This window comes from Microbacterium sp. cf046 (genome assembly GCF_900114345.1).
In the GTDB taxonomy this organism is placed as follows: Bacteria; Actinomycetota; Actinomycetes; order Actinomycetales; family Microbacteriaceae; genus Microbacterium.
The window spans coordinates 147,516-173,957 of sequence record NZ_FOZJ01000003.1; the positions used below are offsets into that span (position 1 = coordinate 147,516).

Below are 26,442 nucleotides of genomic sequence, written 5' to 3' on the forward strand. Positions count from 1 at the left end.
GCACTACGCCGACCACACCGCCAGCTCGTTGCCGGCCGGGTCGGCGAAATGGAATCGCCGGCCCCCGGGGAAGGCGTAGATGTCGTGCAGCACCGTGCCGCCGGCATCCGTCACCCGCGACCGAGCGGCCTCGAGATCGTCGACGTAGATGACCACCATCGGCATGGTCTGCCGATGGTCGTCGGCGACGGCGTTGAAGCCGGCGACGGTTCCGCTGTCGCTCGTGTCGAGGTACTCGCCGTAATCGGTGAACGTCCAGTCGAAGGCGGACTCGTAGAAGGCCCGGGCGCCGCGGAGCCCGCGGTCGTCGGCGACGGGGAACTCGACGAGGTCGATCTGATTGTGGGTCGGCATGCCACAGGTGTACCACCGCGCGCCGACAGCGTGGTTTCGCCGTCAGCGTACGGACCCGGATATCGGGTGAGGCTGTCGGAGGATCGTGGCAGGGTGGAGCGGTGGCGCCGTCGCGCCCTCTCGCTCGACCTTCTTCGGAGACCTCGTGCTCGGCAAAATCCTCTTCCGCTACCTGAAGCAGTATCGCTGGCTTCTGCTGGGCGTGCTGGTCTTCCAGTTCATCTCGGCGATGGCGTCGCTCTATCTCCCGCGACTGAATGCCGACATCATCGACAACGGCGTCGCCAAGGGCGACACCGCCTACATCTGGTCGACCGGCATGGTGATGCTCGCGATCTCGCTCGCCCAGATCACCGCGGCGATCATCGCGACCTACTTCGCGGCGCGCTCGTCGATGGCCGCCGGCCGTGACATGCGCCGGGACATCTACGAGAAGGTCAGCGGGTTCTCCGAGCGCGAAGTGTCGAAGTTCGGCCCGGGCTCGCTGATCACCCGCAACACGAACGACGTCCAGCAGGTGCAGATGCTCGCGATGATGGGCGCCACGATGCTCGTCACCGCGCCGCTGCTCGCGATCGGCGGCATCTACATGGCGCTGCAGCAGGATGTCGGCCTGAGCTGGCTGATCGCCGTCGCCGTGCCCCTGCTGCTGCTGTTCGTGCTGCTCATCATCAGCCGCATGGTGCCGCTGTTCCGCAGCTTCCAGAAGAAGCTGGATGCCGTCAACCGGGTCATGCGCGAGCAGCTCACCGGCGTGCGCGTCGTGCGCGCCTTCGTCCGGGAGGACATCGAGGAGGAGCGCTTCGCGGTCGCCAACACGGACATCATGGTCGTCGGCCGCAAGGTCGGCTCGCTGTTCGTCCTGCTGTTCCCGGTGGCGATGCTCGTGCTGAACGTCACGGTCGTGGGCGTCATCTGGTTCGGCGCGATCCAGGTCGACGCGGGCACGGTCGAGATCGGCACCCTATTCGCCTTCATGGCGTACGTCGGTCAGATCCTGATGGGCGTCCTGATGGCGAGCTTCATGACGATCATGATCCCGCGCGCCGCGGTCTCGGCCGAGCGCATCGGCGAAGTGCTGGCCAGCGAGTCGACGCTGACGCGAGCCGAGAACCCGGTCAGCGACTTCGCCGCCCCGGGAACCGTCACGTTCGACGATGCCGAGTTCACCTACCCCGGGGCCGAGTCACCGGTGCTGCAGGGCATCACGTTCGAGGCGAAGCGCGGCGAGACCGTCGCGATCGTCGGGTCGACCGGCTCGGGCAAGACCACCCTGATCTCACTGATCCCGCGGCTGTTCGATGTGACCGGCGGTGCCGTGCGCGTCGGCGGCGTCGATGTGCGCGAGGCCGACCTGGACTACCTGTGGAAGGGCATCGGGCTCGTCCCGCAGCGCCCGTTCCTGTTCTCGGGCACCGTGGCCTCGAACCTGCGGTTCGGGCGTGAGGAGGCGACGGACGAAGAGCTCTGGAAGGCCCTCGAGATCGCCCAGGGCAAGGACTTCGTCGAGGAGATGGAAGGCCAGCTCGGAGCGCGCATCGCGCAGGGCGGCACGAACGTCTCGGGCGGCCAGCGCCAGCGGCTCGCGATCGCGCGGGCGATCGTGCACCAGCCCGACATCCTCGTGTTCGACGACTCGTTCTCCGCGCTCGACCTGTCGACCGATGCGAGGCTCAGGCAGGCGCTGTGGCGCGAACTGCCCGACGTCACCAAGATCGTCGTCGCCCAGCGCGTGTCGACGATCACCGATGCCGACCGCATCGTGGTGCTCGAGGACGGGCGCATCGTCGGCGTTGGAACGCATCAGGAGCTCTTGGACGAGAGCGAGACGTATCGAGAGATCGTCGAGTCGCAGCTGGGGGTGGAAGCATGAGCACTCCCGACACCCTCACCGAGGAGGAGCGCCTCGAGCTCGAGCTCGCCGAGCAGGCACGTCAGACCTCGGGCGACTGGGACAGCGTCAAGCCGGGCAAGGCCGATGACTTCGGCAAAAGCTTCGGTCGGCTGATCGGCCTGCTGAAGCCGCACGCCGTGGCATTCGTGTTCGTCTCGATCCTGGGTGCGATCGGCGTGTTCCTCGCCGTCATCGCGCCGAAGATCCTCGGCGAGGCGACCAACATCATCTTCGAGGGCGTCGCCTCGAACGCGCTCGCGGCGCAGTTCCCCGACGGCACCTCGCAGGCCGTCGTCGTGGAAGCGCTCAACGCCGCCGGACAGACCGATCTGGCGAACATGATCGGCGCGATGAACGACTTCACGGTCGGCACCGGCGTCGACTTCGAAGCACTGCGAGCGGTCGTGGTGCTGGTGCTCGCGATCTACGTCGCATCGTCGTTCCTGAGCTGGATCCAGGGCTACGTGATCAACATCATCATGGTGCGCACGATGTGGCGCCTGCGTGAGTCGGTCGAGACCAAGATCAACCGCCTGCCCCTGTCGTACTTCGACAAGGTGCAGCGCGGCGAGCTGATCTCGCGCGTGACGAACGACATCGACAACATCACGCAGACGATGCAGCAGTCGCTCTCCAGCGTCGTGACGTCGGTGCTGACCGTGATCGGCGTGCTGATCATGATGTTCTCGATCTCGTGGCAGCTCGCGCTCGTCGCGCTCGTCTCGCTGCCGCTCATGGCGGTCATCTTCGGTGTGATCGGCCCCCGCTCGCAGAAGGCGTTCGGCACGCAGTGGAAGAAGGTCGGGCGGCTGAACGCCCGTGTCGAGGAGTCGTTCTCCGGGCACGCGCTCGTCAAGGTCTTCGGCCGCGAGGTCGACTCCCGCGAGAAGTTCCAGATCGAGAACGAGGAGCTCTACGAAGCGAGCTTCAAGGCGCAGTACCTGTCGGGCATCATCATGCCGGGCATGATGTTCGTCGGGAACCTGACGTACGTCGGCATCGCCGTCCTCGGCGGACTCATGGTCGCCAACGGCCAGCTCCGCCTCGGCGACGTGCAGGCGTTCATCCAGTACTCGCAGCAGTTCACCCAGCCGCTCTCGCAGCTGGGCGGCATGGCCGCGGTCATCCAGTCGGGCACCGCATCTGCCGAGCGCGTGTTCGAGCTGCTGGATGCCGATGAGCAGGAGCCCGACGCGGTGGACGCACCGAAGCCGGTCGACGGCGAGGGCGTCATCGAGTTCGATCATGTCCGCTTCTCGTACACGCCCGATCGGCCGCTCATCACCGACCTGTCGTTCCGCGTCGAGCCCGGACAGACCGTCGCGATCGTCGGCCCCACGGGCGCCGGCAAGACGACGCTCGTGAACCTGATCATGCGGTTCTACGAACTCGACGGCGGCCGCATCCTCCTCGACGGACAGGACATCGCCGAGCTCACGCGTGACGACGTCCGCTCGCGCACCGGCATGGTGCTCCAGGACCCGTGGCTGTTCGCCGGCACGATCCGCGAGAACATCCGGTACGGCCGCGAGTCCGCGTCGGACGAGGAGATCGTGGCCGCCGCGACCGCCACTCGCGTCGACCGGTTCGTGCACTCGCTTCCCGAGGGCTACGAGACGGTGCTCGACGAGGACGCCTCGAACGTCTCGGCCGGTGAGAAGCAGCTCATCACGATCGCCCGGGCGTTCGTGGCCCAGCCGTCGGTGCTGATCCTCGACGAGGCCACGTCCTCGGTCGACACCCGCACCGAGCTGCTGCTCCAGCACGCGATGGCGGCGCTGCGCGAAGGGCGCACGTCCTTCGTCATCGCGCACCGGTTGTCGACGATCCGGGATGCCGACCTCATCCTCGTCATGGAGCATGGCGACATCGTCGAGAAGGGCACCCACGAGGAGCTCATCGCGGCGAAGGGCGCGTACTGGCGGCTGTACCAGTCGCAGTTCGAGCAGGCGGCGAGCGATTTCGATGAACAGCCGGACGCGACCGGCGTCGTGCCCGTCACGACGGATGCCGCGACCTCCCTCCCGTTGACGACGGACTCCGCCGAGATCTCGTCATAGCGGCACGACCCACCTGCAGAGAGAGCAGCCCGTCATGACAGAGGTGCTGCCTTCGTGGCGTCGCACGCAGACGCGCGATCGGATCATCGAGTTCGTGGCGTCGGTGTCAGGCGATGGGCCCGCGACCGTCCCTGTGACAGAGCGAATCGCGGTGTTCGACAATGACGGAACGCTCTGGACCGAGAAGCCCATGCCCACGCAGCTCGCGTACATCGTGAAGCAGTGGGCGGCGAAGGCGGCGGCGGACCCCGCCCTCGCCGATCGGCAGCCCTACAAGGCCGTCGTCACGGGCGACCTGGGCTGGCTCGGAAGCGCCCTCGACAAGCACTACGCAGGAGACGACTCCGATCTGCAGGTCATGATCGGCGCCCTCCTGGGCCTGACCGCGGACGTCGATGTCGACACCTACGCGGCGGAGGTCGCCGCGTTCTACCGCGACGCGAGGCATCCCACCCTCAAGCGCGGGTACTCGGGCTCGGTGTACCAGCCGATGGTCGAGCTGCTGCGCTACCTCGAAGTCAACGGCTTCACCTGCTACCTCGTCTCGGGAGGCGATCGGGACTTCATCCTTCCGATGACCGAGGAGTACTACGGCATCCCTCCGGAGCGCGTGGTCGGCTCGGCCGCCGGCCTGCGCTACGACGCCGACTCGAACGCGGTGAAGTACGAGGCATCGTTCGCGTTCATGGACGACGGCACCGAGAAGCCGGTCAGGATCTGGTCGCGCATCGGGCGCCGTCCGATCCTTGCCGTCGGGAACTCCAACGGCGACCTCCCGATGCTGCGGTTCGCGCAGGGCGGCGCGCATCGTGGGCTGAGCCTGCTCGTCCACCACGACGACGACACCGGCCGGGGTGATGCCCCGTACGAGAAGGGCGCCGAAGAGGCGCTGGCCGCAGCATCCGACGGTTCGATCGCCGTGATCAGCGTCAGGGACGATTGGGCCGACGTGTTCCCGCCGGTCGCGGATGCCTGACGCCGACCTCGATAGTCTTCGGGGGTGAGGACCCCCACGCCGACGCCGCGTCCGCGCGCGTCGTGGCTGCTGCCCACGTTCGCGCGATACCAGCGCTCCTGGATCAGCGCCGACATCGTCGGCGGGATCTCGGCAGGCGCGGTCGTCGTGCCGCAGGCGATGGCGTACGCCACGATCGCGAATCTGCCCGTGGAGGTGGGACTGTACACGTGCATCGTCCCGATGCTCGTCTACGCACTGCTGGGCGGGTCCCGCGCGATGAGCGTTTCGACGACCTCCACGATCGCGACCCTCACGGCCACGACCCTCGTCTCGGCGGGCGTCGCGGCCGGCGCTGACGATGCGCTCGGCTCGCTCATGGCGCTCACGCTCCTGGTCGGGGTGATCCTGCTCCTGGCGCGTCTGTTCCGGCTCGGTGCGCTGGTCGAGAACATCAGCGCCGCGACCGTGCTCGGACTCAAGATCGGCGTCGGCGCGACGGTCGCGGTCGGCCAGCTTCCGAAGCTGCTCGGCGAGACCTACAACTTCTCCGGGCACGGCTTCATCCGCTCGCTCGTCGCTGTCGGCGAGGCCTTCGGGAGCGTCAACTGGCCGACGGTCGCGCTCTCGGTCGGTTCGATCCTCACGCTGGTGCTGCTCAAGCGGTTCGCGCCGAAGGTTCCCGGCTCGTTGATCGTCGTCGTCGGCGGCATCGTGCTGGTCGCGTCCACCGGCCTCGTCGCTGCGGGTGTCGACCTCATCGAGCCGGTCCCCTCGGGCCTGCCGCTGCCCGGACTGCCGGACTTCTCGCAGATCCCCGCACTGATCCCGGGCGCGCTGGCGATCGCCGTCATGGCATTCCTCGAGTCCGCGGCCGTGGCCCGCGGCATCCGCAAGGCGGATGAGCCGCAGATCGACAGCGACCAGGAGCTGCTCGCGACCGGTGCGGCGAACGTGGCAGGGGCGTTCTTCACGACAATGCCCGCCGCCGGCGGGTTCTCGCAGAGCGCGGTCAATCAGAGTGCGGGAGCGAAGTCGCAGCTCGCGACCCTCGTCACGGTCGCGCTGGCGATCCTCGTCGCGCTCTTCCTCGGCCCGGTGCTGAGCCTGCTCCCGCAGGCGACGCTCGCCGCCATGGTCTTCGTCGCGGTGATCGGGCTCATCGACATCCCCGAGCTGATCCGGTGGGCGCGCATCAGTCCGACCGACTTCTGGATCGCGCTCGCCGTCGCCCTCATCGGGCTCACGGCCGGCCTCCTGGCCGCCGTCGCAGTCGGGGTCGTGGTCACGCTGGTGCTGGTGCTCCGTGAGCTCAACATCCCGAAGCTGACGATCACCGATCGGGTCGGCGACGCGATCGTGATCCATCTCGGACGGGCGCTGTATACCGCGAACGCGCTCGCCAACGAACGAGCGATCATCGCGCTGGCGACCAGCCAGGAGCGCCCGGTGGATGCGGTGGTGCTCGACCTGCAGCGGCTCGAGGCCATCTCGATCACCGTGCTGGACGCCCTCACGGATCTCGACCGCGAGTTCGCCCAGCTCGGAATCGTGCTGTACCTGGCTGCACTGCCCAAATCAGCCCATACCGTCGCGCGGAAGATCGAGTGGTACCGGGATCTCGAGGCGGATCGCCGCGCCCATACGACGGTCGCCGGAGCGGTCGCCGCGGCATCCGCTCCGCAGGTCTAGTCCGGGCCTGTCAGCGTGCGCAGCGGAACCCGATGTGGGTCATCGCCGTGTCCTCCGACTGGGGCGAGCGTGCAGCGGGCCGGTAGCGCAGGCAGTAGTCCGGCGAGCACAGGTGCGACCCGCCCTTGAGCACGCGGCGCGTGTCGCCGGCAGGCGTGGTGCCGAGCAGACTCGTGCGGGCTCCGGCGTCGACGGCGGGCACGACCCCTGCGACCACGTGGCGTGGCGTGTAGAAGTCGGTCGTCCACTCCCAGGTGTTGCCCGTCATGTCGAACAGACCGTAGCCGTTCGGCGCGAACGTGCCGACCGGCGACGTGCCCGCCCATCCGTCGGCCCCGGCGTTGCGGTACGGGAACGACCCCTGCCAGCGATTGACCATGAGGCGCCCGCCCGGACGCTCATCGTCGCCCCACGCGAATCGCGCCCCCACCAGGCCTCCTCGGGCCGCCCACTCCCACTCGGACTCGGTCGGCAGTCGCTTGCCCGCCCAGGTCGCGTACGAGGTCGCGTCCTCGAACGAGACGTGCACGACAGGATGCCGCATCCGGTCGTCGAACGATGATCCGGGTCCTGTCGGCTCGCTCCAGCGGGCACCAGGCACCCATCGCCACCATTGACGCCAGTCGCGCAGATCGACTGGTCCCGTCGTCGGGGTGAACACCATCGAACCGGGGACCAGGTCGGCGGGGTCGGCACCTTCGAAATCGGCGGGATCGAGTTCGCGCTCGGCGACGGTCACGTAGCCCGTGGACGCCACGAACTGCGCGAACTCCTCGTTCGTCACCGGGTGCGCATCGAGCTCGAACGCGGCGACGTAACGTTCGTGCACCGGGCCCTCGTCCGCGTAGAACTCGGCGGAGCCGATCAGCAGCGTCCCAGCGGGGATCGCGATCATCTCGGGCACCCTCCCACGCTAGCCGTCCCGGATGCCGCGCTCGTCGTCGCGAATCGCGCGACGAAGCAGCGGGCTCAGAAGCTTCCGATGCCCTTGCCGATCAGCACGGCGCCGATGACCAGGAGCAGCACCGCCATGACCGTCGCGTTGTTCTGGACGAGCCACCTCCGAAGCGACTCGAGCGGCCTCGCCATCTGCTTGGAGGCGACCAGGTACGCGATCACCGGGATCGCGACGGATGCCGCGGCGATCAGGGTGAACACGATGATGACGATCACGATGGAGCCGGCCGCGAGCCCCGCGCTTCCGATCGTGACCCCTGCGCCGGCGCCCATCAACAGGTTCTTCGGATTCACGGCGGCGAGCAGGAATCCGAGCCCGAATCCCTTGCCGGCGTTCATCGTGTCGATCGCCGACATCCACTTCGGCAGCGCTGCGGACTCGCCCTCCTTCGGCCGCGACCTCCACTGGCGCAGCGCGAGGAACAGCAGCGCGACGCCGAGCAGGATCTGGATCACGCCGTGGACCGGATCCGACTCGTCGGGATCGCTTTCCGGGATCACCGATGAGAGCAGCGTGAACACGGTGACCGCAGCCACGATGCCGACGATCCAGCCGAAGAGGAACCCGATGCTCGTCCCCTTCGCCCTCGGCGACAGGAGCATGAGGATCGCCGCGATGATCGGGATCGGGCTGATCGCGATGCCGATCGCGAGCGGGAGGATGTCTCCGATGACGCTGCCCACTGCGGTCCTCTCGGTCAGTTGCTGCTGCGGGTGATCTGGATGGGCTCGGTCGGCGGGCCGCTCGCCTCGGACGCGGCATCCGCGTGTCCGCGCTGGTCCGCGTTCGGCGCGTGCGGGAAGAACCGGTCGCGAAGTCGCTCGACCCAGCCGACCGGCGGCGTCAGGGCCTCGATCGCAGCGCGATTGGTCGGGAAGACCGGCTCGCCCTCGAGCAGGCCGAAGGTCACCAGGCGCTCCCGGGCGTCGGAACGCACCCGGCTGAAGGACAGCGCGATGTCGTGAGCCGCGAGCCACTGCTTGAGCGCGGTGAACGCCTCGGCGCCTGTGACGTCGACATCGGTCACGGCCTCCATGTCGACCACGAGACTGTGCACCTCGCCCTCAGGTGCGGCCTTCACTGCGCGCTGGACCGCCTGATTGAAGACGACCCCGTTCGCGAAGAACAGCGGGGCGGCCAAGCGGATCACGATGATGCCGGGAGCGGTCATGGATCCGGCGGGGGCCTCGTCGAGCAGCGAGTCGGTGGGCGAGTCGTTCGTCGCGAGCACGTCGATCGCGGGGTTGGCCGCGCGCTTGGCCAGATTGATCAGGGCGAGCACGAACGCCACCAGGATGCCGGGGATCGCGCCGACGAACAGGGTCACCAGGAAGCAGGCCGCTCCGATCGCGAACTCGAACCGGTCGAGCTTCCACAGGGCGATGAACTCGCGGACGCCCAGCAGCGGCAGGATCGCGACCGCGACGATCGCCCCGATCGCGGGGGAGGGGATGTCCGCCAGGAGCGCCGTGCCGAACAGGAGGAGGAGCAGCGTTCCCACGGCGAGCACGAGCGAGGGGAGCTGGGTCCGGGATCCCGCCTGGTCCATCGCCGCGGTGCGCGATGTCGACGATCCCATCGCGAAGCTGCCGCTCGCACCGGCGGCGACGTTGCCCAGGCCGAATGCGATCAGGTCGCGGTTGGGGCTGACCGCGTAGCCGCGCTTCTCGCTGTACGAGCGCGACACGAGCAGTCCCTCCGCCGTCGTGACGAGCGTGAGTGCGATCGCGGAGGGGATCAGCGCGAGCCAGGTCGTCCACTCGATGACGGGCCAGGTCAGGGTCGGCGGACCCGCCGGCACGGCACCCAGCACGTCGACGCCGGCGTCATCCAGATCGGCCACCATGACCACGATCGTGCCCAGCACCAGCACCACGAGCGCCCACGGCACGGCGCCGAGGTAGCGCTTGCCGAGGAGCAGGATCGCGACCGAGACGATCGAGATGATCACTGAGATCAGGTTTGCGGTGCCCAGTCCGGTGACCAGGCCGACCACCTTGTCGACGAACTCGCCACCCGAGTCGATCGGCACGCCGAGCATCTTGGCGATCTGGCTGACCAGGATGTCCAGCGCCAGGCCGCCGACGAAGCCGACCAGGATCGGCTTGGACAGGAAGTTCGCCAGGAACCCCAGCTTGAAGAACGCCAGAAGGAGGAACATCGCGCCCGACAGGATCGCCTGGGCAAGGGCGAGCGTGGCGTAGTCGGCCGACCCCGCGACGGCGAGCCCGCCGATCGACGAGGCGACCAGCGCCGCAGCTGCGGCATCCGGCGACGCGACGAGCTGGCGCGAGGACACCACGAGCGCGTAGATGATCGTCGGGACGATCAGGGCGTACAGCCCCGCGGTCGGCGGAAGGCCGGCGATCTGCGCGTAGCCGATGTTGAGCGGGATCGCGATGGCGAGCAGCGTCACGCCCGCGATCGCCTCGCGCACGACGTTCTTCCGTGTAAGCCCGGCAAGCGGCTTCTGCATGATGACACTCCCTGCGCATACCCTAGCCATCATGGAGCAACCCGCCCGACCCGCGCGCAAGCACAGCGAGGCACATGAACTGGTGGCTGTGATCCTGCTCTCGCTCGTCGCGGTGCTGACAGCCTGGTGCGGCTTCCAGTCGACCAAATGGGGCGGTGACTCGTCGGTCTCCTTCAGCGAGGCCTCGTCCGCGCGCATCGAGGCATCGGACTTCGAGAGTCAGGCGCGCGACGCGCGGATGACCGACATCGCGGTCTACACGCAGTGGGTCATCGCGGGCGCCGACGACGATCCGACGCTGGCCGATTACATCCAGGAGCGGTTCTCGCCCGAGCTGACGGTCGCGTTCGATGCGTGGCAGGCGGACGGGATGCAGGAGCGCGGGCCGTTCGCGATGAAGGAGTACGTGCCCCCCGGCACTGAAGAGGGAGCGAAGGCGACCAAGCGCGCGAACGACCTGCAGGCTCAGGCGCTCGAGTTCAACGACAAGGGGGACGCCTACTCGCTGATGACCGTCCTGTTCGCGCTGGTGCTCTTCCTCGCCGCGATCGCGCAGCGCGGCATCTCGCTGCTCGGCTCGCGGATCGTGCTCGGTCTGGGCGGCGCGATCGCGGTCGTCGGGCTCATCGTGCTGTTCACGTTCCCGGTGCGCTTCTAGTGCCGGATCAGGGCGTCACGATGTTGAAGGCGGGGTCGCCCGTCTCGAGCACGCTCAGCAGCTTCGCCAGCTGCGACGCATCTCCGGTGGTCTCGATGCCCGGAGAGTCATGGTCGCCACCCATCAGGGCCAGAAGCCGCATCTTCGCGACCGACACGGATGCCGCGGCATCCGGATCCGCGTCAGCCTTGCGGTAGACGAGCACGCCGTTGCGCAGCGTGACGCGATAGTTCTGGTCGAGGTCGGTGAAGGTGAGGTTGATCGACAGATCGAGATCCCACGCCTTCGGGCCGTCCACCGAGATGGCGATCGCGTCCAGCAGCTGCTCGGGTGTGAGCTGGGCGAGGATCGCCGGTGCGTCAGTGCTGGTCGGTGTGCCGAAGTTGCCCTCGCGCAGTTCCGTGGCGCCGGAGAGGTAGAAATTGCGCCACGTCCCGTTCTCCGCGCCGTAGCCGAGCTGCTCGAGGGTGTCGGCGTACAGCTCACGCGCGGCGGAGTGGTGCTCGTCGGTGAAGATCGCGTGGTCCAGCAGGGTCGCAGCCCACCGAAAGTCGCCGTCGTCGAACGCGGCCTGGGCGAGTTCGACCACCCGGTCGATCCCGCCGATCGCCGCGACATAGCGCTGCGCCTGCTCGGCCGGCGGATGCGGCCACAGACGCGCGGGATTCGCGTCGAACCAGCCCATGTAGCGCTGGTAGATCGCCTTCACGTTGTGGCTGACCGACCCGTAGTAGCCGTGCGTGCTCCACGCCTTCTCAAGTGCGGGCGGCAGTTCGATCATCTCCGCGATCTCGGCACCCTGGTAGCCCTGGTTCAGCAGGCGGAGCGTCTGATCGTGCAGGTAGGCGTACAGGTCGCGCTGGATGCCGAGGAACTCCACGACGCGCTCGCCGGTCCAGGTCGGCCAGTGGTGCGAGGCGAACGCGACGTCCGTCCGATCCCCGAACGTGTCGATGGCCTCGGTCAGGTACGTCGACCACACGTGCGGGTCGCGTACGAGCGCCCCGCGCAGCGTGAGCAGGTTGTGCAGGTTGTGCGTCGCGTTCTCCGCCATGCACAGCGCCCGGAACTTCGGGAAGTAGAAGTGCATCTCGGCGGGCGCCTCGGTGCCGGGCGCCATCTGGAACTCGATCTCAACCCCGTCCACGGTGTGGGTCTCGCCGGTCGTGCGCACCTCGCGGGTCGGCACGATCAGCCCCAACTGTCCCGATGACGTCGTCTGCCCGAGCCCGGCTCCGACCTGACCCTGCGGGCCGCGCGCGAGCGCGGCGCCGTACATGTACCCGGCGCGCCGGCCCATCGCCGTTCCCGCGTAGACGTTCTCCGATACGGCGTGCTCGACGAACCCTTCGGGTGCGATGATCTCCACCTTGCCGGATGCCGCATCCTCCGGGCTCGCGACGCCGAAGACACCGCCGAAGTGGTCGACGTGACTGTGCGTGTAGATGACGGCTCGGACCTCGCGTTCGCCGCGATGAGCCCGATACAGCCCCAGCGCGGCCGCGGCCGTCTCGGTGGAGATCAGCGGATCGATCACGATCACACCGGTGTCGCCCTCGACGAACGTGATGTTCGACAGGTCGAGTCCGCGCACCTGATAGATGCCCTCGACGACCTCGTACAGTCCCTGCCGGGCGGCCAGCTGCGACTGCCGCCACAGGCTCGGGTTGACCGATGCCGGCGCATCGCCCTGCAGGAAGGCGTAGCTGTCGTTGTCCCACACGACTCTGCCGTCGGCGTTGCGGACGATCCCGGGCTCGAGTGCGGCGATGAACCCGCGGTCGGCGTCCTGGAAGTCCTGCGTGTCCTGGAACGGCAGGGCGGTGAGCAGTGCGGTGTTCTGGGCGGCGATGGCGGGAGTGACCGGCTTGTTGGGCATGGTCACAACCCTTGCACGGCCTCCAGCCGGCCGCCAGCGATGGCATCTGTGAACGCGCGGTAGTCGGCATCGTTCTGATCGGCGTAGGCCTCGGCGAAGTCGGCGATCGCCTCGTCGAACGTGTCGGACTTGCCCAAGTAGGCGGCGATCTCGACGCGGTCGCCCGACCGGCCGTGCGCACGGGCGAGCGTCTCGCCGCAGATCCGCGCGTACAGCAGCGTTCCCTTCGGGACCGCCTTCTCGGCGTCGAGCGATCCCTTCCAGTCGTGCAGCTGCCGGACGTAGAAGTCCCGTTCGAGCCCGCCCTCGCCTCGCACGCGCTGCCATCCCAGGAAGATGTCGCTCGAGGCCTGCATCAGGCGCTGCCCGCGCACCACGCGCTCGCCCTGGTTCTCGTACTCGCAGGGCTCGGTGAAGCGCTCGAGGACCGACGCCTGAGCTTCCTTCGCCTGCAGGAACAGCGGATCCGCGTCGTCGCGCCCGCGCAACAGCACGATCCACGCGCGGGTTCCGACGCTGCCGACACCGACGACCTTGCGGGCCATGTGCACGTACCGGTACTCGGCCAGCGGATGCCGCGCGGCGGCGAGCAGAGTGGTCTGGTAGGCGGCCAGGATGTCGCGCATCGACTCCTCGGCGTTGAAGATGTCCGAACTCTCATCGATGAGGTCCTCGACCGGGACGATCAACGGCGGATCCGCGATGATCCGCATCCGCCCACCCTCGGTGGAGACGAGCTTCGAGAACGCGAGCATGCGATCCTTCGTGCGCGCCTTCGCGACGACGGCATCGAAGGTGCGGATCTGGCGCTTCTCGGCGTTGTCGCTCTCCTTCTGCTCCTTCAGCCAGCCCTGGACGGTCTCCGCGTCGAGGTGGTCGTACCAGGCATCCAGGACCGTCGATTCGGCGGCGGCCAGCATCCGCTCGCGATAGCCTCGCGCGGCGGCGAGGATGATCTGCCGGCGCTCCTCGTCGGTGAAGCCGCGGTGCCGCCCGGCGATCTCGAAGCTCGCGACGAGCCTCTTCACGTCCCACTCGAAAGGCCCCGGGTGGGTCTCATCGAAGTCGTTGATGTCGAACACGAGGCGACGCTCCGCAGACCCGAACAGGCCGAAGTTCGACAGGTGCGCGTCGCCGCACAGCTGGACGATCAGCCCGCTGCTGGGCGTGCGGGCGAGGTCGGCGGCCATCAGCAGGGCAGCGCCCCGGTAGAACGTGAACGGCGAGACCATCATGCGGCCGTGGCGCACAGGCACCAGGTCCGTCACCCGCGACGTCGCCTGCTCCTCCAGCAGCGACACCGGGTCGATCCGGTCCTCCGGGGCGGACCACGCAGCGTGGCTCGATCGGGGGGTTCTCGCGCGCGCGGCACGACCGAAGGCACGTCTGCCCTCGAAGTCGGACGGAGCGGGTGTCGTCATGGTGCTGGTCTGAGTCTCATCGTTCATGAGGTTCCTCCTGGTGTTCCCCCGGACGCGCGGGACTGGGCACCGCGCGACTGCTGGCCACAGTCTGTCACTTGCATGCGCGGGGGAATACTGTCGACCTCACGACACCGCGTGGTGGCTGCAAGGAGGCGTCCATGACCGAGCCCGCCGCGATCGTCCGACGACCGCTGAACTCGCCGCGTGCGGCAGCCCTGGCGGGAGTGCTCTTCGCCGTGCTGTTCACGACCTCGCTGGTGCTGCTGCGCTCATCCTTTCCCGACGGCCTCACGGCGACCATCGGCTGGCTCGACGAGGGCGCCACGGCCCGCATCACCGTCGCTCTCGGCATCGTCCCGTTCGCCGGCATCGCGTTCCTCTGGTTCATGGGGGTCGTCCGCGACGGTTTCAAGGACGCCGAGGACCAGCTCTTCTCCTCCGTCTTCATCGGCAGCGGCCTGCTGTTCCTGGCGATGGTGTTCGTCTCGTCGGCGCTGGCGGGGGGCATCATCGCAGCTGCGCAGATCATCACGAATGCCGATGACCGAAGCGTGGTCGTCAGCTTCGGTCGCGCGATCATGCTGCAGGTCAGCAACGTCTACGCGCTGCGGATGGCAGGGGTCCTGCTCATCTCGCTCGGCACGATGTGGCTGCGCACCGGGGTGATGCCGCGATGGCTCGCGTTCGTGACGTACGCGGTCGCACTCGTACTGCTCGTGGTCACCACGCTCAGCCTGTGGGTGACGCTGATCTTCCCGGCGTGGGTGCTCGTGGTGAGCCTGCTGATCCTTGTGCAGAACTATCGCCGGACGCACGAGCAGCCTGCCGCCGCATGACCGGGGTCTAGCTGAGGCCGAACAGCTCCAGCGGGTGGGTCAGGCGCCACCAAGCAGTCGGAGGCTCGATGTCGGCCGCGAGTGCGAGCGTCGTGCTCGTGGAATCGAGCGGCCCCTGCACTGACAGCGTGCCGACCTCCGCGCCCTTCTCGACCGCGTCGCCGAGCGAGAAGGTCGTCGAGACGACCCCCGAGCCCCCGTTCCAGAGGATCACGTCGGCGTCCTCTGTCGTGACGACCGCGACGTCCTCGCCCCAGACCGTCGTGACGTGTCCGGCGACCGTGCCCTTGGTCACCGACGGCAGCGGCTGCAGGCCGGCCTCGACTTCGGCGTACAGGGTGCGGGATGCTGCGAGCCGGGAAGCGTCGTCGGGCTGCCCGAGCACAGCGCTGTAGACCCGCACGGTGGTCTCGCCCACGAGGATGTCCTTCGCGGAGAGCAGGTTGTACGAGTCGAGCGAACCCGTCTTGATGCCGACGACTCCCGGATCGGCGAGCAGGCCGTTCGTGTTGGTCACCAGGCCCGCGCCGGGCAGTTCCACCGTCGGCATCCCGACGATCTGCGCGATGACGGGATCGGCCATCGCCTTCTTGGCCAAGGTGATCAGCGCTTCGGGGCTCGCCGCATTGCGGGGGTCGAGGCCCGTCGGCTCGACGACGGTCACGCCCGGGACGCCGTGCGCGGCGAGCCAGGTGTTCGCGGCGTTGGCGAACACGGCGTCGGTCGGCCACAGGTTGCCGGCAAGCCGATCCGCGTAGTTGTTGGCCGAGCCGATCAGCATGCCCTGCAGCAGCTGGTACTCGGTCAGCGAGCCGTCGACCGGCACATCCAGCGCGGACTCGTTGTTCGCGAGGTAGTCCCAGTATTCGAGCTGATCCTCGTAGGTGAAGCGGAACTCGGGTCCCTGCTCGCCGAGGGCGAGTGGCATCTGATCGAGCACGAGCAGCGCCGTGACGATCTTCGTGATGCTCGCGATCTGCACGGCGTCGCCGGCGGATGCCACCACGCCGTTGATGCCCGCCACCGAGACCGAAGCGCTGCCGGCGCCGGGGAACGTGAGGGCGGCGGGTGCCGAGACGATCGGGTCGACCTGCACGGCCTCCACCGTCGGCGGGATGGCGTGGAGCGGCCAGAGCAGGGTGGTGGCCGAGTAGGCGCCGACCACGAGCGCGGCGATCGCGATCGGCACCAGGACGCCTGCGCGCAGCGGCGACCGACGCGGCGGGTTGGAGAGCAGCTCGGGACCGACCGGCAGGTACGGCGATCCCGCGCCGTCGAGGGTCGCGGCGGCGGGCTGCGCGTGGGCGATCGCGTCCTCGTCGACCCAGGCGATCGCGATGCGTGCCGGCGCGACCGAGTCGGCCGGGCGGTCGATCGGGAGCGTGCTGGTCCCTCCCGCCGAGTGCGGCTGGGCGACGGCATCCACGACGCCCACGGTGGAGGCGCCGACGGCCGGGGCCGGGGTCACGGAACTGGACGCTTCCTGATCGGATGCCGGAGCGAAGGCGTCCGCCGCGTCGATCGTGGCGGTCTGCGCGGCGGCCTCGGAGCCCAGGGCATCTCCGCGGCCGAACGGGTCGGCCGCGACCGTCGAGGACGCGCTCCGACTGCGCGAGCGTCGCGTCGGCGTAGAGGCGTCTTCCGGTGTCACCTGCCCAAATTACCTCCTCGCGGACGGCGCTATAATCATTGGGTCAACACGGGAGTCCGGTGTGCCGGGCTGAGAGGAAGCGAAAACGCTTCGACCGTCGAACCTGATCTGGGTCATGCCAGCGCAGGAAGGAGATCAGAAGTGTCCGATTCCACATCTACGTCCACTCGCGCCCGTCGGGGATTCTCGAATGTCGTGTGGCGGTGGCGGGTCGTCGACATCGTCGTGGCCAGCGTCATCGCCGTCGCCTGCTCCGTCGTATTCCTGTTGTGGAATGTCGGCTACCAAGCGCCGAGCGCGCTCCTGGCGCCGCTGCTTCCGGGCCTGCAGGGACTGCTCGCCGGTCCCTGGCTGGTCGCAGGAGTGCTGGGCGGGCTCATCATCCGCAAGCCCGGAGCGGCGCTGTACACGGAGCTCGTGGCAGCGATCATCTCGGCGCTGATCGGGAACCAGTGGGGGCCGTTGACGATCGTCTCGGGACTCGTCCAAGGTCTCGGCGCGGAGCTCGTCTTCCTCGCGTTCGCCTACGCCGTCTGGCGTCTGCCCGTCGCCATCCTCGCCGGCGCCGGCGCCGGCCTCGCATGCGGGATCAACGATCGGATCCTCTGGTACGCCGGTGCCGACACGACCTTCACGATCGTGTACATCGTCTCGACGACGATCTCCGGCGCGCTCATCGCCGGGGCGGGTTCCTGGTTCGTCGCGCGCGGCCTCGCGGCGACGGGTGCGCTGAATCGCTTCGCCTCGGGCCGCGAAGCGGCGCGGCGCGTCTAGCGGGGCGCTGTCGGTGGCGACCGAGGTCGGTTCGATCCGGCCCGCCGCCGTCGAGGCGCGGGGGTGGGGCTGGCGCTATGCGACCCGCCGCCGGTGGGCGGTTCAGGACGCATCGTTCCGGATCGCCCCGGGGGAGCGGGTGCTCCTGCTCGGCGCCTCGGGATCGGGCAAGTCGACGCTGCTGCACGGACTCGCCGGAGTGCTCGGCGGCGATGACGAGGGCGAGCAGACCGGCGAGCTGACCATCGGCGGCGAGCCCGCGGGCCGGGCGCGCGGCCGCGCCGGCATGGTGCTGCAGGACCCCGATAGCCAGGCGATCCTCGCTCGGGTCGGAGACGATGTCGCCTTCGGCTGTGAGAACCTCGGCGTGCCGCGCGACGAGATCTGGCCGCGGGTCCGCGACGCACTCGAGGCCGTGGGCCTGGACGTCGCGCTGGATCGCTCCACGTCGACGCTGTCCGGGGGGCAGAAGCAGCGTCTCGCGCTCGCGGGGATCATCGCGATGAGACCAGGCCTGATCCTGCTCGACGAGCCGACGGCCAACCTCGATCCCGAGGGTGTCGCCGAGGTGCGCGACGCGGTCGGGCGGATCGTCGAGACCACGGGTGCCACGCTCGTGGTCGTCGAGCATCGACTGGATGTCTGGCTGCCGCTGGTCGACCGCGTGCTGGTGCTCGGATCCGACGGGTCGCGCGGTGCGGGCATCATCGCGGACGGGTCGCCACAGGCGGTGCTGCGCGACCGTGGCCGCGAGCTCGCCGCCGGCGGGGTCTGGGTGCCCGGCATCCGTCCCGCGTTCCCGCCGCCGCCGTCTCGACCTCCCGGTGCCGCCCTCCTGCGCGCGGAGTCGCTCGTGGTCTCGCGTGTCCGCGGCGTCGCCGTCGCCGGTCCGTTCGATCTCGCGGTGAACCCCGGCGAGGTGCTGGGCGTGATCGGGCCGAACGGGGCGGGCAAGTCCACGCTCGGGCTGACGCTCGCGGGACTGATCCCTCCCCACTCGGGGCGAGTCGCAGCACGAGCCCCGCTGTCGGCCGGGGTGAAGGGGGATCCGATCACGTGGCCGTCGCGGGCGCTCCTGACCCGCATCGGCACGGTCTTCCAGGACCCGGAGCATCAGCTGCTGACCACCTCCGTCCGCGCCGAACTCGAAGTCGGACCGCGGGCGCTCGGGATTCCCGCCGCCGAGATCGCGGCGCGCGTCGACGAGCTGCTCGAGCGGCTTCGGCTGGCCGCGCTCGCCGAAGCGAACCCGTACACGCTCTCCGGCGGGGAGAAACGGCGCCTGACGGTCGCGGCGATGCTCGCGACCCGCCCGCGGGTGATGGTGCTCGACGAGCCGACCTTCGGGCAGGATTCCGCGACCTGGGCTGAGCTCGTCGCGATCATCGCACGACTGCGTGACGGCGCCGGCGGCGAGGACGGCGCGGCGATCGTCGCGATGACCCACGACGAGACCGTCCTCGAGGCGCTCCGTGCCCGCGTCGTGCAGGTCGGAGGCTCGCCGTGACCGCTCTCGCCGGGGCCGTGCCCCGCCGCGGGCCGATCGCCGGGCTGAACCCGGTGGCGAAGCTCGGTGCCGCGCTGCTCATCGCGCTGCCGCTCATCCTGACGATCGACCCGGTCTCGGCCGCGGTCGCGCTTGTCCTGGAGATCCCGCTGCTGGCGGCCGCAGGACTGGGCTGGCGCGAGTTCTGGGTCCGCACGCTCCCGATCTGGATCGCGGCCCCGCTCGCCGGCCTGACGATCGCCCTCTACGGTGCCACCAGCGGCGAGGTGTATGTCGAGTGGTTCGTCGTGCGCATCAGCGAAGGATCGATCAGCCTCGCCCTGGCGACCTTCTTCCGCGTTCTGGCGATCGCCCTGCCCGCGGTCGTGCTGTTCGTCACCGTCGACCCGACCGATCTCGCCGACGGACTCGCGCAGCTGCTCAGGCTGCCTGCGCGCTTCGTCCTCGGCGCGCTCGCAGGCATGCGTCTGCTGAGCCTGCTGACCGACGACTGGCGGGCGCTGGCGCTCGCCCGACGCGCCCGCGGCGTGGCCGACACGGGACAAGTCCGCCGGGTGCTCGGAATGGCCTTCGCGCTGTTCGTCCTGTCCATCCGGCGGGGCTCGACGCTGGCCACGGCGATGGAGGCGCGCGGGTTCGGGGGCACCGGCGTGCGCACGTGGGCGCGCGAGTCGCACTTCGGCTGGCGGGAATGGATGCTGCTGGCCGTCGGCGCGGCGATCTCCGCGATCGCGATCACGGTCGCGGTGGCCACCGGATCCTGGAACTTCATCCTCGGCGGCACGGCGTAGGCGTGCTCCACGAGACCATCAGGTCGCGTTCCAGAGCTCTCGGTAGTACTCGAGGCGCTCGCCGTCGGGTTCGACGCCGTACGCCTCGATGAGGAGTTCCTCCCAACCCGGCCCGTAGTTCCACTCGGTGCTCATCGCGGCCACCGCGATGTCGGCCCAGCGGTCGCCCACGCCGAGTGCCCCGAGGTCGACGTGCGCGCTCCAGCGCCCGTCGTCGCCGATCAGCGTGTTCGGGCAGCATGCGTCGCCGTGGCACACGACCAGACGATCGACGGGCGGCGGCTCGCGCAGTGCCCCTGGGATGCGGATGCCGCGTCCCGCGGCGTTCGCGAGCCGTGAGGGCACGCTCCATTCGAACGGACACGCCTGTGCGGGGAGCGCTTCGTGGAGCGCTCGCAGACCCGCCCCGACGGCGCGGACGGCGGTTGCAGGCTCCGCCACCCAGCGCGGAGCCACCGCGCTCTCGCCGCGGGCCGCCGTCGTCACGAGCCACTCATGCGTGGCGTCGGCGCCCACCTCGAGCACGCGCGGCACGGGGGTGAAGCCGACCGTCCAAGCGAGCCGCTCCGCCTCGGCGGAGAACGAGGTCTCGGCATTGCACGGCCCGTACTTGATGAAGCGCCCGTCCGCCGTGCGGAAGGTGAGGCCGCCGATCCCGTTGACCCACACCGGGGTCACCTCCGCGCCGCGCGCGAGCGCGCGCACGCGCTCGGGTGCCTCGATCGGCTCGCTCGGGATTGACATGAGCCCATTCTCGCTTCCGCGGCGCGAGTAGCCTGAGTTCGGCATCCAGTTTGGACGCGATCGGCCGCGCGACGGATCCGGCGGGCGCCGAGCGTGACACTCGGTGCCACGTATGCTGAGACGCAATGCCGCCCGGACCCAGGCGCGGGACGTTCGAAGGAGAGCACATGGACATCAGGGGCGCCTCTGCCCTCGTGACCGGCGGTGCGAGCGGTCTCGGGCTCGCGACCGCCCGACGCCTCGCGGCGGCCGGTGCGGCGGTCACCATCATCGATCTGCCGAATTCGGCCGGCCCGGAACGGGCCGCGGAGCTCGGCGGCGCGTTCGCCGCTGCTGATGTCACGAGCCCTGAGCAGGTCGCCGCCGCAGTGCAGACGGCTGCTGCATCCGGCCCCCTGCGGGTCGTCGTGAACTGTGCGGGGATTGCGCCGCCGGCGAAGGTGCTCGACCGCGAGGGCGCCCCCTCGCCGCTCGACGCGTTCGAGCGCATCATTCGCGTCAACCTGATCGGCACCTACAACGTGATCTCCCAGGCGGCCGCCGTCATGTCGCGCACCGAACCCGACGCGGGCAGCGGTGACCGCGGGGTCATCGTCAGCACGGCGAGCGTCGCAGCATTCGACGGGCAGATCGGCCAGCCCGCGTACTCCGCGAGCAAGGGCGGAGTGCACGCGATGACCCTCCCGATCGCGCGCGAGCTCGCCCGCTACCGCATCCGCGTCCTGACCATCGCCCCAGGGATCATGGAGACCCCGATGCTCGCCGGTCTGCCGCAGGCCGCGCAGGACTCGCTCGGCGAGCAGGTGCCCTACCCGGCCAGGCTGGGCCGCCCCGACGAGTACGCGCAGCTGGTGATGTCCATCGTCGAGAACGGCTACCTCAACGGCGAGACGATCCGTCTCGACGGCGCAATCCGCATGGCCCCACGGTGACTCCTCTGCGGAAGGTGATCCGTACGAGGCTGAACACGTGCCGCATGGCCCCGAAATAGGAGACTCATGAGCGACTCGATCCTGCTGACCCGCGACGGCGCACTCGCGCGGGTGACGTTCAACCGTCCGGCGTACCTGAACGCGATGGACTTCGAGATGGGGACGCGGTGGCGCGACATCGCGCACGAGGTCACCTCCGACGCGTCGGTCGGAGCGGTGATCCTGGATGCCGCCGGCCCTGCGTTCTGCGCGGGCGGCGACGTCGTCGCGATGGCCACATCCGGCGCAGGAGGCGAGGCCGTCACCGCCACCGCGCACGTCATCCACGACGGCATCCGCACGTGGGCCCTCTCCGACAAGCCGATCGTCGCCGCCGTGCAGGGCGCGGTCGCGGGCGGAGGGATCGGCCTGATGCTCTCGGCCGATTACATCGTCGCCTCGGATGCCGCGAAGTTCGTCAGCAAGTACGCGAACATCGGGCTCACGCCCGACCTCGGCGTCTCGACACTGCTGCCGGCCGCGATCGGCCAGCGCCGCGCGCTGCAGCTCCTGCTGCAGGACCGCACGCTGAATGCCGCCGAGGCGCTGGACTGGGGACTCGTCGCCGAAGTCGTCCCAGTCGCAGACGTGGCGGGCAGGGCCGAGCAGGTCGCCCGGTTCTGGCTCGAGAACGCGACAGCCGCGTTCGGCCAGGCCAAGCGCCTCGTCCGCGTCGGGGCGCATCGCACGTTCGAGGACAACCTCGCCGACGAGGCCGCGACGATCGGCGCGCGCTTCGACACGGAAGAGTCCAGGCTTCGCGTCGCGGCCTTCGCCGCGGCATCCCGCAAGCAGTCCGCCCGCTGACCCGCACCTCGGTGTCCCACTCGTCCATGCTTCAGGGCACTCTTGCCGACGAAAATCGGGACATCGAACCCTGGTGCCGCACGAAACGACCCCACCCGCTCGACCGGAAGGACCTCCGATGACCGACAAGCCGCTGGCCGGCAAGACCATCCTGATGTCGGGCGGCAGCCGCGGCATCGGACTCGCGATCGCGCTGCGCGCGGCAGCCGACGGCGCGAACATCGCCCTGCTGGCGAAGACCGATTCGCCGCATCCGAGGCTCGAGGGAACCGTGCACTCCGCGGCCGAGCAGATCCGGGCCGCGGGCGGCAACGCGCTGCCGATCGTCGGCGACGTGCGCAATGACGACGACATCACCGAGGCCGTGCTCAAGACGCAGGGCGAGTTCGGCGGCATCGACATCGTCGTGAACAACGCGAGCGTGATCGACCTGTCTCGATCGCTGCAGCTCGCGGCAAAGAAGTACGACCTCATGCAGGATGTCAACGTGCGCGGCACGTTCATGCTGTCCCAGGCGGCCGTGCCCATCCTGCGAGAGGCCGCCAACCCGCACATCCTCTCGCTCTCGCCCCCGCTCAATCTCGATCCGAAGTGGCTCGGCGCGCACACCGGCTACACGCTCGCGAAGTACGGCATGACGATGGTGACGCTCGGATTCGCCGCGGAGTTCGCGAAGGACGGGATCGCCGCCAACACGCTCTGGCCGCGCACCACCATCGCGACGGCGGCCGTGCAGAACCTCCTCGGCGGCGACGCGGTGATGGCGGCGAGCCGCACGCCTGAGATCTACGCGCATGCCGCGTACGAGGTGCTGACCCGCCCATCGCGCGAGTACACCGGCCAGACGCTGATCGTGGAGGACGTGCTGACGGATGCCGGCGTCACCGACTTCTCGCGCTACGCCGCGGTGCCCGGCACCCCGGACGATCGCCTGTTCCCGGACATCTTCCTGTAGCCGGTCCCTCTTCACGCCGAGACTGCAACCGCACGCCGAGACTGCGGGCCACACCCACCGTCTCGGGGTGCCGCTGCAGTCTCGCGGTTCGTGACGGGGCGGCGCGGCCGAGGATCAGTGCCTATTGCCGGTGAATAGCAGGATTCCGCCGAGTCCGATCATGAGTCCGCCCCCGGTCGCCGACAGTGCGGCGATGCGCTTCGGCGACTTGCCGAACCAGGTGCGCGCGCTCGCGGCGACCAGCGCCCAGACGGCGTCGGAGATCAGGGCGATCACGAAGAAGACCAGGCCGAGCTCGATCATCTGCAGGGGCACCGAGCCCGAGGAGAGGTCGACGAACTGCGGCAGCACGGCGACGAAGAACGCGATCGTCTTCGGGTTGGTGATGCCGACGATGAACCCCTCGCCCAGCTGACGCCAGTGCGAACGGGGCAGCGCGCCCGAGACGGCGGCCTCGGCGGCACGATTGCGGTGCCGGATCGCCTGGACCCCGAGGAACATCAGGTACAGCGCACCCGCGACCTTCACGATCGTGAAGAGCACGATCGACTGCGCCACGATGCCCCCGACGCCGAGTGCGACCAGGCCGATGATCGGCAGCAGTCCGAGCGCGTTGCCGAGCACGCTCAACAGGCCGCCCATTCGCCCCAGGGCGAGCGCGCGGCCGATCGTGAACAGCACGCTCGGCCCGGGGATCACGATCAGCACGACCGCGGCCACGGTGAACGCGAGCAGACTCTCCGGCGGAACCACATCCACACGATAGTGGCGGGATGCCGCAGCCGCCGATTCCGCCCGTCGGGTCAGTCCGGCGGGGTGGGGCTGAGCAGGATCGTGACCACGCCGTCCGGCCCCCACCAGAAGCCGAGGCTCTGATCGGCGGTCATGACCTCCGGCCGGTCCTCGGGTGCCAGCTCGGCATACGGCACGGACAGCAGCAGACCGCCCTGCGTCTTCAGGGCGGTGGAGACGCAGTCCGCGCGCATCGTGCCGTCGCCGTCCAGCAGCATGCAGTTCTCGTTCTCGATCGCGCCGCGGGCCCCGGCGATCCACAGCTTCCAGCCGTAGTAGTCGCCCAGCGGCTCCACCCAGGTCATCAGCCCCTCGACCGGGAAGACCGGCACGTCGTCGCCGATCGGGAGGTCGACGTAGTCGCCGAACGATCCGTCGATCCGCACTTCGATCAGCTTGTCGGCCTGCGGGTGGCGCACGAACGCGAGCGCCTCCCGGACGCCCGCCGGGATCGCGCCGGCGGCGGCTGACGAGACCGCGGGCTGGGCCGACGTTCGCGCGGCGGCCGCGACCCCGAGTGGCAGCGCGACGATCGCCACGGCGGCCACCAGTGCGATATGCCACCGAGAGCGCCGCCGCCGTGGCGATTCGCCTGCGGGGAGGACGCCCACGACTCGCGCGTCGCTCGGGGCGGCATCCCGCGGGCCGTCGACGACAGCCCCGTCCGGCGGGAGACCGGAGGCTGGTGCCGACGCGAGAATGCCCGGCTCCGGCATCCGGGCGGCGGGCAGGGCGAGCTCCTCCAGCTCGACGAGCCGCTCGACCGCTCGGCAGTCGTCCGCGATGTCGGGCGACGGCCCGTACGCGCGCAGACGCAGCGCGTCCAGCTCAGCGCGGGCTGCGGCATCCATCGCTCACCGTCATGTTCCCCTCGTCTTCACGCTACCCCTCCCGTCCCGCGTCGCGGTGGGTCGGGCGACGCGCACGCCAGGCTTCGTGCAGGTGCGTCCCGTACCCTGTGAGCATGACCTCCCGGCCCGAAGGAACGCCCGTCCGACAGGTGCGGCCGAAGTCGGCGCTCGCGGCCTCCGGCGCGCCGCAGGTGCGGCCCAAGACGGAGGGCTGGCAGCAGAAGAAGGATGCCGAGGGCAGGCCGCTGCTGCAGTTCGCGAGCCCGAAGCGCGGCAAGCCGCCGGTGCACCTGGCCGACCTCGCGCCCGACGAGCGCGTCGCGAAGGTCAAGGAGCTCGGCATGCCGGGCTTCCGCGCGAAGCAGCTCGAGACCCACTACTTCACGCACTGGACCCACGACCCCGCCGCGATGAGCGACCTGCCGGCGGCCGGGCGCGAGGAGTTCGTGCACGGCATGCTGCCCCCGCTGCTGACCGAGGTGCGCCGGCTCGAGACCGACCGCGGCGACACGATCAAGTTCCTCTGGAAGCTGCACGACGGTGCGCTCGTCGAGTCGGTGCTGATGCGCTACCCAGGTCGCATCACGCTGTGCGTCTCGTCGCAGGCGGGCTGCGGGATGAACTGCCCGTTCTGCGCGACCGGCCAGGCGGGGCTCACCCGCAACATGTCGGCCGCCGAGATCGTCGAGCAGATCGTGAAGGCGAACCGCCTGATCGCGGACGGCGGTCTCGGTGGCAAGAAGCGCGACGACCACTCGGCCGAGCGGGTGAGCAACATCGTCTTCATGGGCATGGGCGAGCCGCTGGCCAACTACGCCCGAGTGATGCAGGCGGTGCGGGTCATGACCGACAAGAAGCACGGCCTCGGCATGAGCGCGCGCGGCATCACGGTCTCGACGGTCGGCCTCGTGCCCGCGATCACCAAGCTCGCGAACGAGGACATCCCGGTGACCTTCGCGCTGTCGCTGCACGCCCCCGATGACAAGCTGCGCGACGAGCTCATCCCGGTCAACTCGCGATGGAAGGTCGACGAGGCACTGGATGCCGCGCGGAACTACTTCGACAAGACCGGTCGCCGCGTCTCGATCGAGTACGCGCTGATCAAGGACATGAACGACCACGGCTGGCGGGCCGACCTGCTGGCCGACAAGCTCAACGCGCGCGGACGCGGCTGGGTGCACGTCAATCCGATTCCGCTGAACCCGACGCCCGGATCGATCTGGACCGCATCAGAGGTGAGCGTGCAGAACGAGTTCGTCCGTCGGCTGAACGATGCCGGCATCCCGACCACGCTCCGCGACACCCGCGGCAAGGAGATCGACGGCGCCTGCGGCCAGCTGGTCGCCACGACCGAGGACGAGGCCGCCGCGGCCGCCACCCCGAACGAGGACTGATCCACCGCGGCCGCTCATC

The 26,442-nt window shown here is 69.4% G+C and carries 23 protein-coding genes and 1 riboswitch; of the genes, 13 read left to right on the top strand and 10 right to left on the bottom strand.

Annotated features, from left to right (window positions below; genetic code table 11):
* Window positions 1-3 precede the first annotated feature (3 nt).
* Window positions 4-354, bottom strand: coding sequence for a VOC family protein (locus BM349_RS13260; protein WP_091707408.1), 351 nt, complete (start codon window positions 352-354; stop codon window positions 4-6).
* A 145-nt stretch (window positions 355-499) separates the two neighbouring features.
* Between BM349_RS13260 and BM349_RS13265 the strand changes: the two genes are divergently transcribed.
* Genes BM349_RS13265 through BM349_RS13280 form a run of 4 tightly spaced genes read left to right on the top strand, consistent with a single transcriptional unit; the run spans window position 500 to window position 6,955 of the window.
* Window positions 500-2,227 (top strand): ABC transporter ATP-binding protein, encoded by a 1,728-nt coding sequence (locus BM349_RS13265; protein ID WP_091709276.1) that lies wholly within the window; start codon window positions 500-502, stop codon window positions 2,225-2,227.
* Window positions 2,224-4,308 carry an ABC transporter ATP-binding protein gene (locus BM349_RS13270; RefSeq protein WP_091707409.1) on the top strand — a complete coding sequence of 695 codons (2,085 nt, stop codon included), beginning with the start codon at window positions 2,224-2,226 and terminating at the stop codon, window positions 4,306-4,308. The genes BM349_RS13265 and BM349_RS13270 overlap by 4 nt, the downstream gene beginning before the upstream one ends.
* A 34-nt stretch (window positions 4,309-4,342) precedes the next feature.
* Entirely contained in the window at window positions 4,343-5,284 is a 942-nt protein-coding gene (locus tag BM349_RS13275; protein ID WP_091707410.1) for an HAD family hydrolase, read from the top strand.
* 24 nt (window positions 5,285-5,308) lie between these two features.
* Window positions 5,309-6,955: a SulP family inorganic anion transporter gene (locus tag BM349_RS13280; protein WP_091707411.1), complete on the top strand. Its 1,647-nt coding sequence runs from the start codon at window positions 5,309-5,311 to the stop codon at window positions 6,953-6,955.
* Between the two features lie 10 nt (window positions 6,956-6,965).
* On the opposite strand, the gene BM349_RS13285 is transcribed toward BM349_RS13280, so the two are convergent.
* From BM349_RS13285 to BM349_RS13295, 3 genes are all read right to left on the bottom strand, one after another.
* On the bottom strand, window positions 6,966-7,850 hold the full coding sequence (locus BM349_RS13285; protein WP_091709278.1) for a formylglycine-generating enzyme family protein: 885 nt from the start codon (window positions 7,848-7,850) through the stop codon (window positions 6,966-6,968).
* Between the two features lie 74 nt (window positions 7,851-7,924).
* A complete protein-coding gene (locus BM349_RS13290; RefSeq protein WP_091707412.1) occupies window positions 7,925-8,596 on the bottom strand; it encodes a GAP family protein in 672 nt (223 codons plus the stop codon).
* 14 nt (window positions 8,597-8,610) lie between these two features.
* Window positions 8,611-10,389: a SulP family inorganic anion transporter gene (locus BM349_RS13295; RefSeq protein ID WP_091707413.1), complete on the bottom strand. Its 1,779-nt coding sequence runs from the start codon at window positions 10,387-10,389 to the stop codon at window positions 8,611-8,613.
* 31 nt (window positions 10,390-10,420) lie between these two features.
* Here BM349_RS13295 and BM349_RS13300 point away from each other — a divergent pair, with 31 nt between their 5' ends.
* Window positions 10,421-11,047 carry a hypothetical protein gene (locus tag BM349_RS13300; protein WP_091707414.1) on the top strand — a complete coding sequence of 209 codons (627 nt, stop codon included), beginning with the start codon at window positions 10,421-10,423 and terminating at the stop codon, window positions 11,045-11,047.
* A gap of 7 nt (window positions 11,048-11,054) precedes the next feature.
* On the opposite strand, the gene BM349_RS13305 is transcribed toward BM349_RS13300, so the two are convergent.
* Both BM349_RS13305 and BM349_RS13310 read right to left on the bottom strand, forming a co-directional pair.
* Window positions 11,055-12,926: an alkyl/aryl-sulfatase gene (locus tag BM349_RS13305; RefSeq protein ID WP_091707415.1), complete on the bottom strand. Its 1,872-nt coding sequence runs from the start codon at window positions 12,924-12,926 to the stop codon at window positions 11,055-11,057.
* Window positions 12,927-12,928: 2 nt separating this feature from the next.
* The gene (locus BM349_RS13310) at window positions 12,929-14,374 is read right to left on the bottom strand and encodes a DUF2252 domain-containing protein (protein ID WP_091707416.1); all 1,446 of its coding nucleotides are present in this window, start codon (window positions 14,372-14,374) and stop codon (window positions 12,929-12,931) included.
* 134 nt (window positions 14,375-14,508) lie between these two features.
* Here BM349_RS13310 and BM349_RS13315 point away from each other — a divergent pair, with 134 nt between their 5' ends.
* Entirely contained in the window at window positions 14,509-15,186 is a 678-nt protein-coding gene (locus BM349_RS13315) for a hypothetical protein (protein WP_091707417.1), read from the top strand.
* Window positions 15,187-15,193: 7 nt separating this feature from the next.
* Here BM349_RS13315 and BM349_RS13320 read toward each other — a convergent pair whose 3' ends face one another.
* On the bottom strand, window positions 15,194-16,837 hold the full coding sequence (locus BM349_RS13320; RefSeq protein ID WP_091707418.1) for a D-alanyl-D-alanine carboxypeptidase family protein: 1,644 nt from the start codon (window positions 16,835-16,837) through the stop codon (window positions 15,194-15,196).
* Window positions 16,838-16,875: 38 nt separating this feature from the next.
* Window positions 16,876-16,984, top strand: a riboswitch (TPP riboswitch).
* Between BM349_RS13320 and BM349_RS13325 the strand changes: the two genes are divergently transcribed.
* From BM349_RS13325 to BM349_RS13335, 3 genes are all read left to right on the top strand, one after another.
* Complete coding sequence (locus BM349_RS13325; protein ID WP_091707419.1) at window positions 16,979-17,611, top strand: ECF transporter S component; 633 nt, start codon at window positions 16,979-16,981, stop codon at window positions 17,609-17,611. Its footprint overlaps the riboswitch before it by 6 nt.
* A 13-nt stretch (window positions 17,612-17,624) precedes the next feature.
* Window positions 17,625-19,118, top strand: a complete 1,494-nt coding sequence (locus BM349_RS13330) for an ABC transporter ATP-binding protein (protein WP_217645676.1) — start codon at window positions 17,625-17,627, stop codon at window positions 19,116-19,118.
* Window positions 19,115-19,909: an energy-coupling factor transporter transmembrane component T family protein gene (locus BM349_RS13335; protein ID WP_091707420.1), complete on the top strand. Its 795-nt coding sequence runs from the start codon at window positions 19,115-19,117 to the stop codon at window positions 19,907-19,909. Before BM349_RS13330 ends, BM349_RS13335 begins: the two co-directional genes overlap by 4 nt.
* An 18-nt stretch (window positions 19,910-19,927) precedes the next feature.
* Here the strand turns inward: BM349_RS13335 and BM349_RS13340 are convergent, their stop codons facing one another.
* Entirely contained in the window at window positions 19,928-20,653 is a 726-nt protein-coding gene (locus BM349_RS13340; RefSeq protein ID WP_091709282.1) for an aminoglycoside 3'-phosphotransferase, read from the bottom strand.
* A gap of 167 nt (window positions 20,654-20,820) precedes the next feature.
* Between BM349_RS13340 and BM349_RS13345 the strand changes: the two genes are divergently transcribed.
* From BM349_RS13345 to BM349_RS13355, 3 genes are all read left to right on the top strand, one after another.
* Window positions 20,821-21,585 (top strand): SDR family NAD(P)-dependent oxidoreductase, encoded by a 765-nt coding sequence (locus tag BM349_RS13345; RefSeq protein WP_091707421.1) that lies wholly within the window; start codon window positions 20,821-20,823, stop codon window positions 21,583-21,585.
* Between the two features lie 66 nt (window positions 21,586-21,651).
* The gene (locus tag BM349_RS13350) at window positions 21,652-22,431 is read left to right on the top strand and encodes an enoyl-CoA hydratase/isomerase family protein (RefSeq protein WP_091707422.1); all 780 of its coding nucleotides are present in this window, start codon (window positions 21,652-21,654) and stop codon (window positions 22,429-22,431) included.
* Window positions 22,432-22,549: 118 nt separating this feature from the next.
* Window positions 22,550-23,386 carry an SDR family oxidoreductase gene (locus BM349_RS13355; protein WP_091707423.1) on the top strand — a complete coding sequence of 279 codons (837 nt, stop codon included), beginning with the start codon at window positions 22,550-22,552 and terminating at the stop codon, window positions 23,384-23,386.
* 114 nt (window positions 23,387-23,500) lie between these two features.
* Here the strand turns inward: BM349_RS13355 and BM349_RS13360 are convergent, their stop codons facing one another.
* Together BM349_RS13360 and BM349_RS13365 are read right to left on the bottom strand one after the other, a co-directional pair.
* Window positions 23,501-24,139 carry a LysE family translocator gene (locus tag BM349_RS13360; RefSeq protein WP_091709284.1) on the bottom strand — a complete coding sequence of 213 codons (639 nt, stop codon included), beginning with the start codon at window positions 24,137-24,139 and terminating at the stop codon, window positions 23,501-23,503.
* Between the two features lie 50 nt (window positions 24,140-24,189).
* On the bottom strand, window positions 24,190-25,029 hold the full coding sequence (locus BM349_RS13365; protein ID WP_091707424.1) for a hypothetical protein: 840 nt from the start codon (window positions 25,027-25,029) through the stop codon (window positions 24,190-24,192).
* 113 nt (window positions 25,030-25,142) lie between these two features.
* On the opposite strand from BM349_RS13365, the gene rlmN reads away from it, so the two are divergent.
* Window positions 25,143-26,423, top strand: a complete 1,281-nt coding sequence (gene rlmN / locus BM349_RS13370) for a dual-specificity RNA methyltransferase RlmN (protein ID WP_254773900.1) — start codon at window positions 25,143-25,145, stop codon at window positions 26,421-26,423.
* Window positions 26,424-26,442 lie beyond the last annotated feature (19 nt).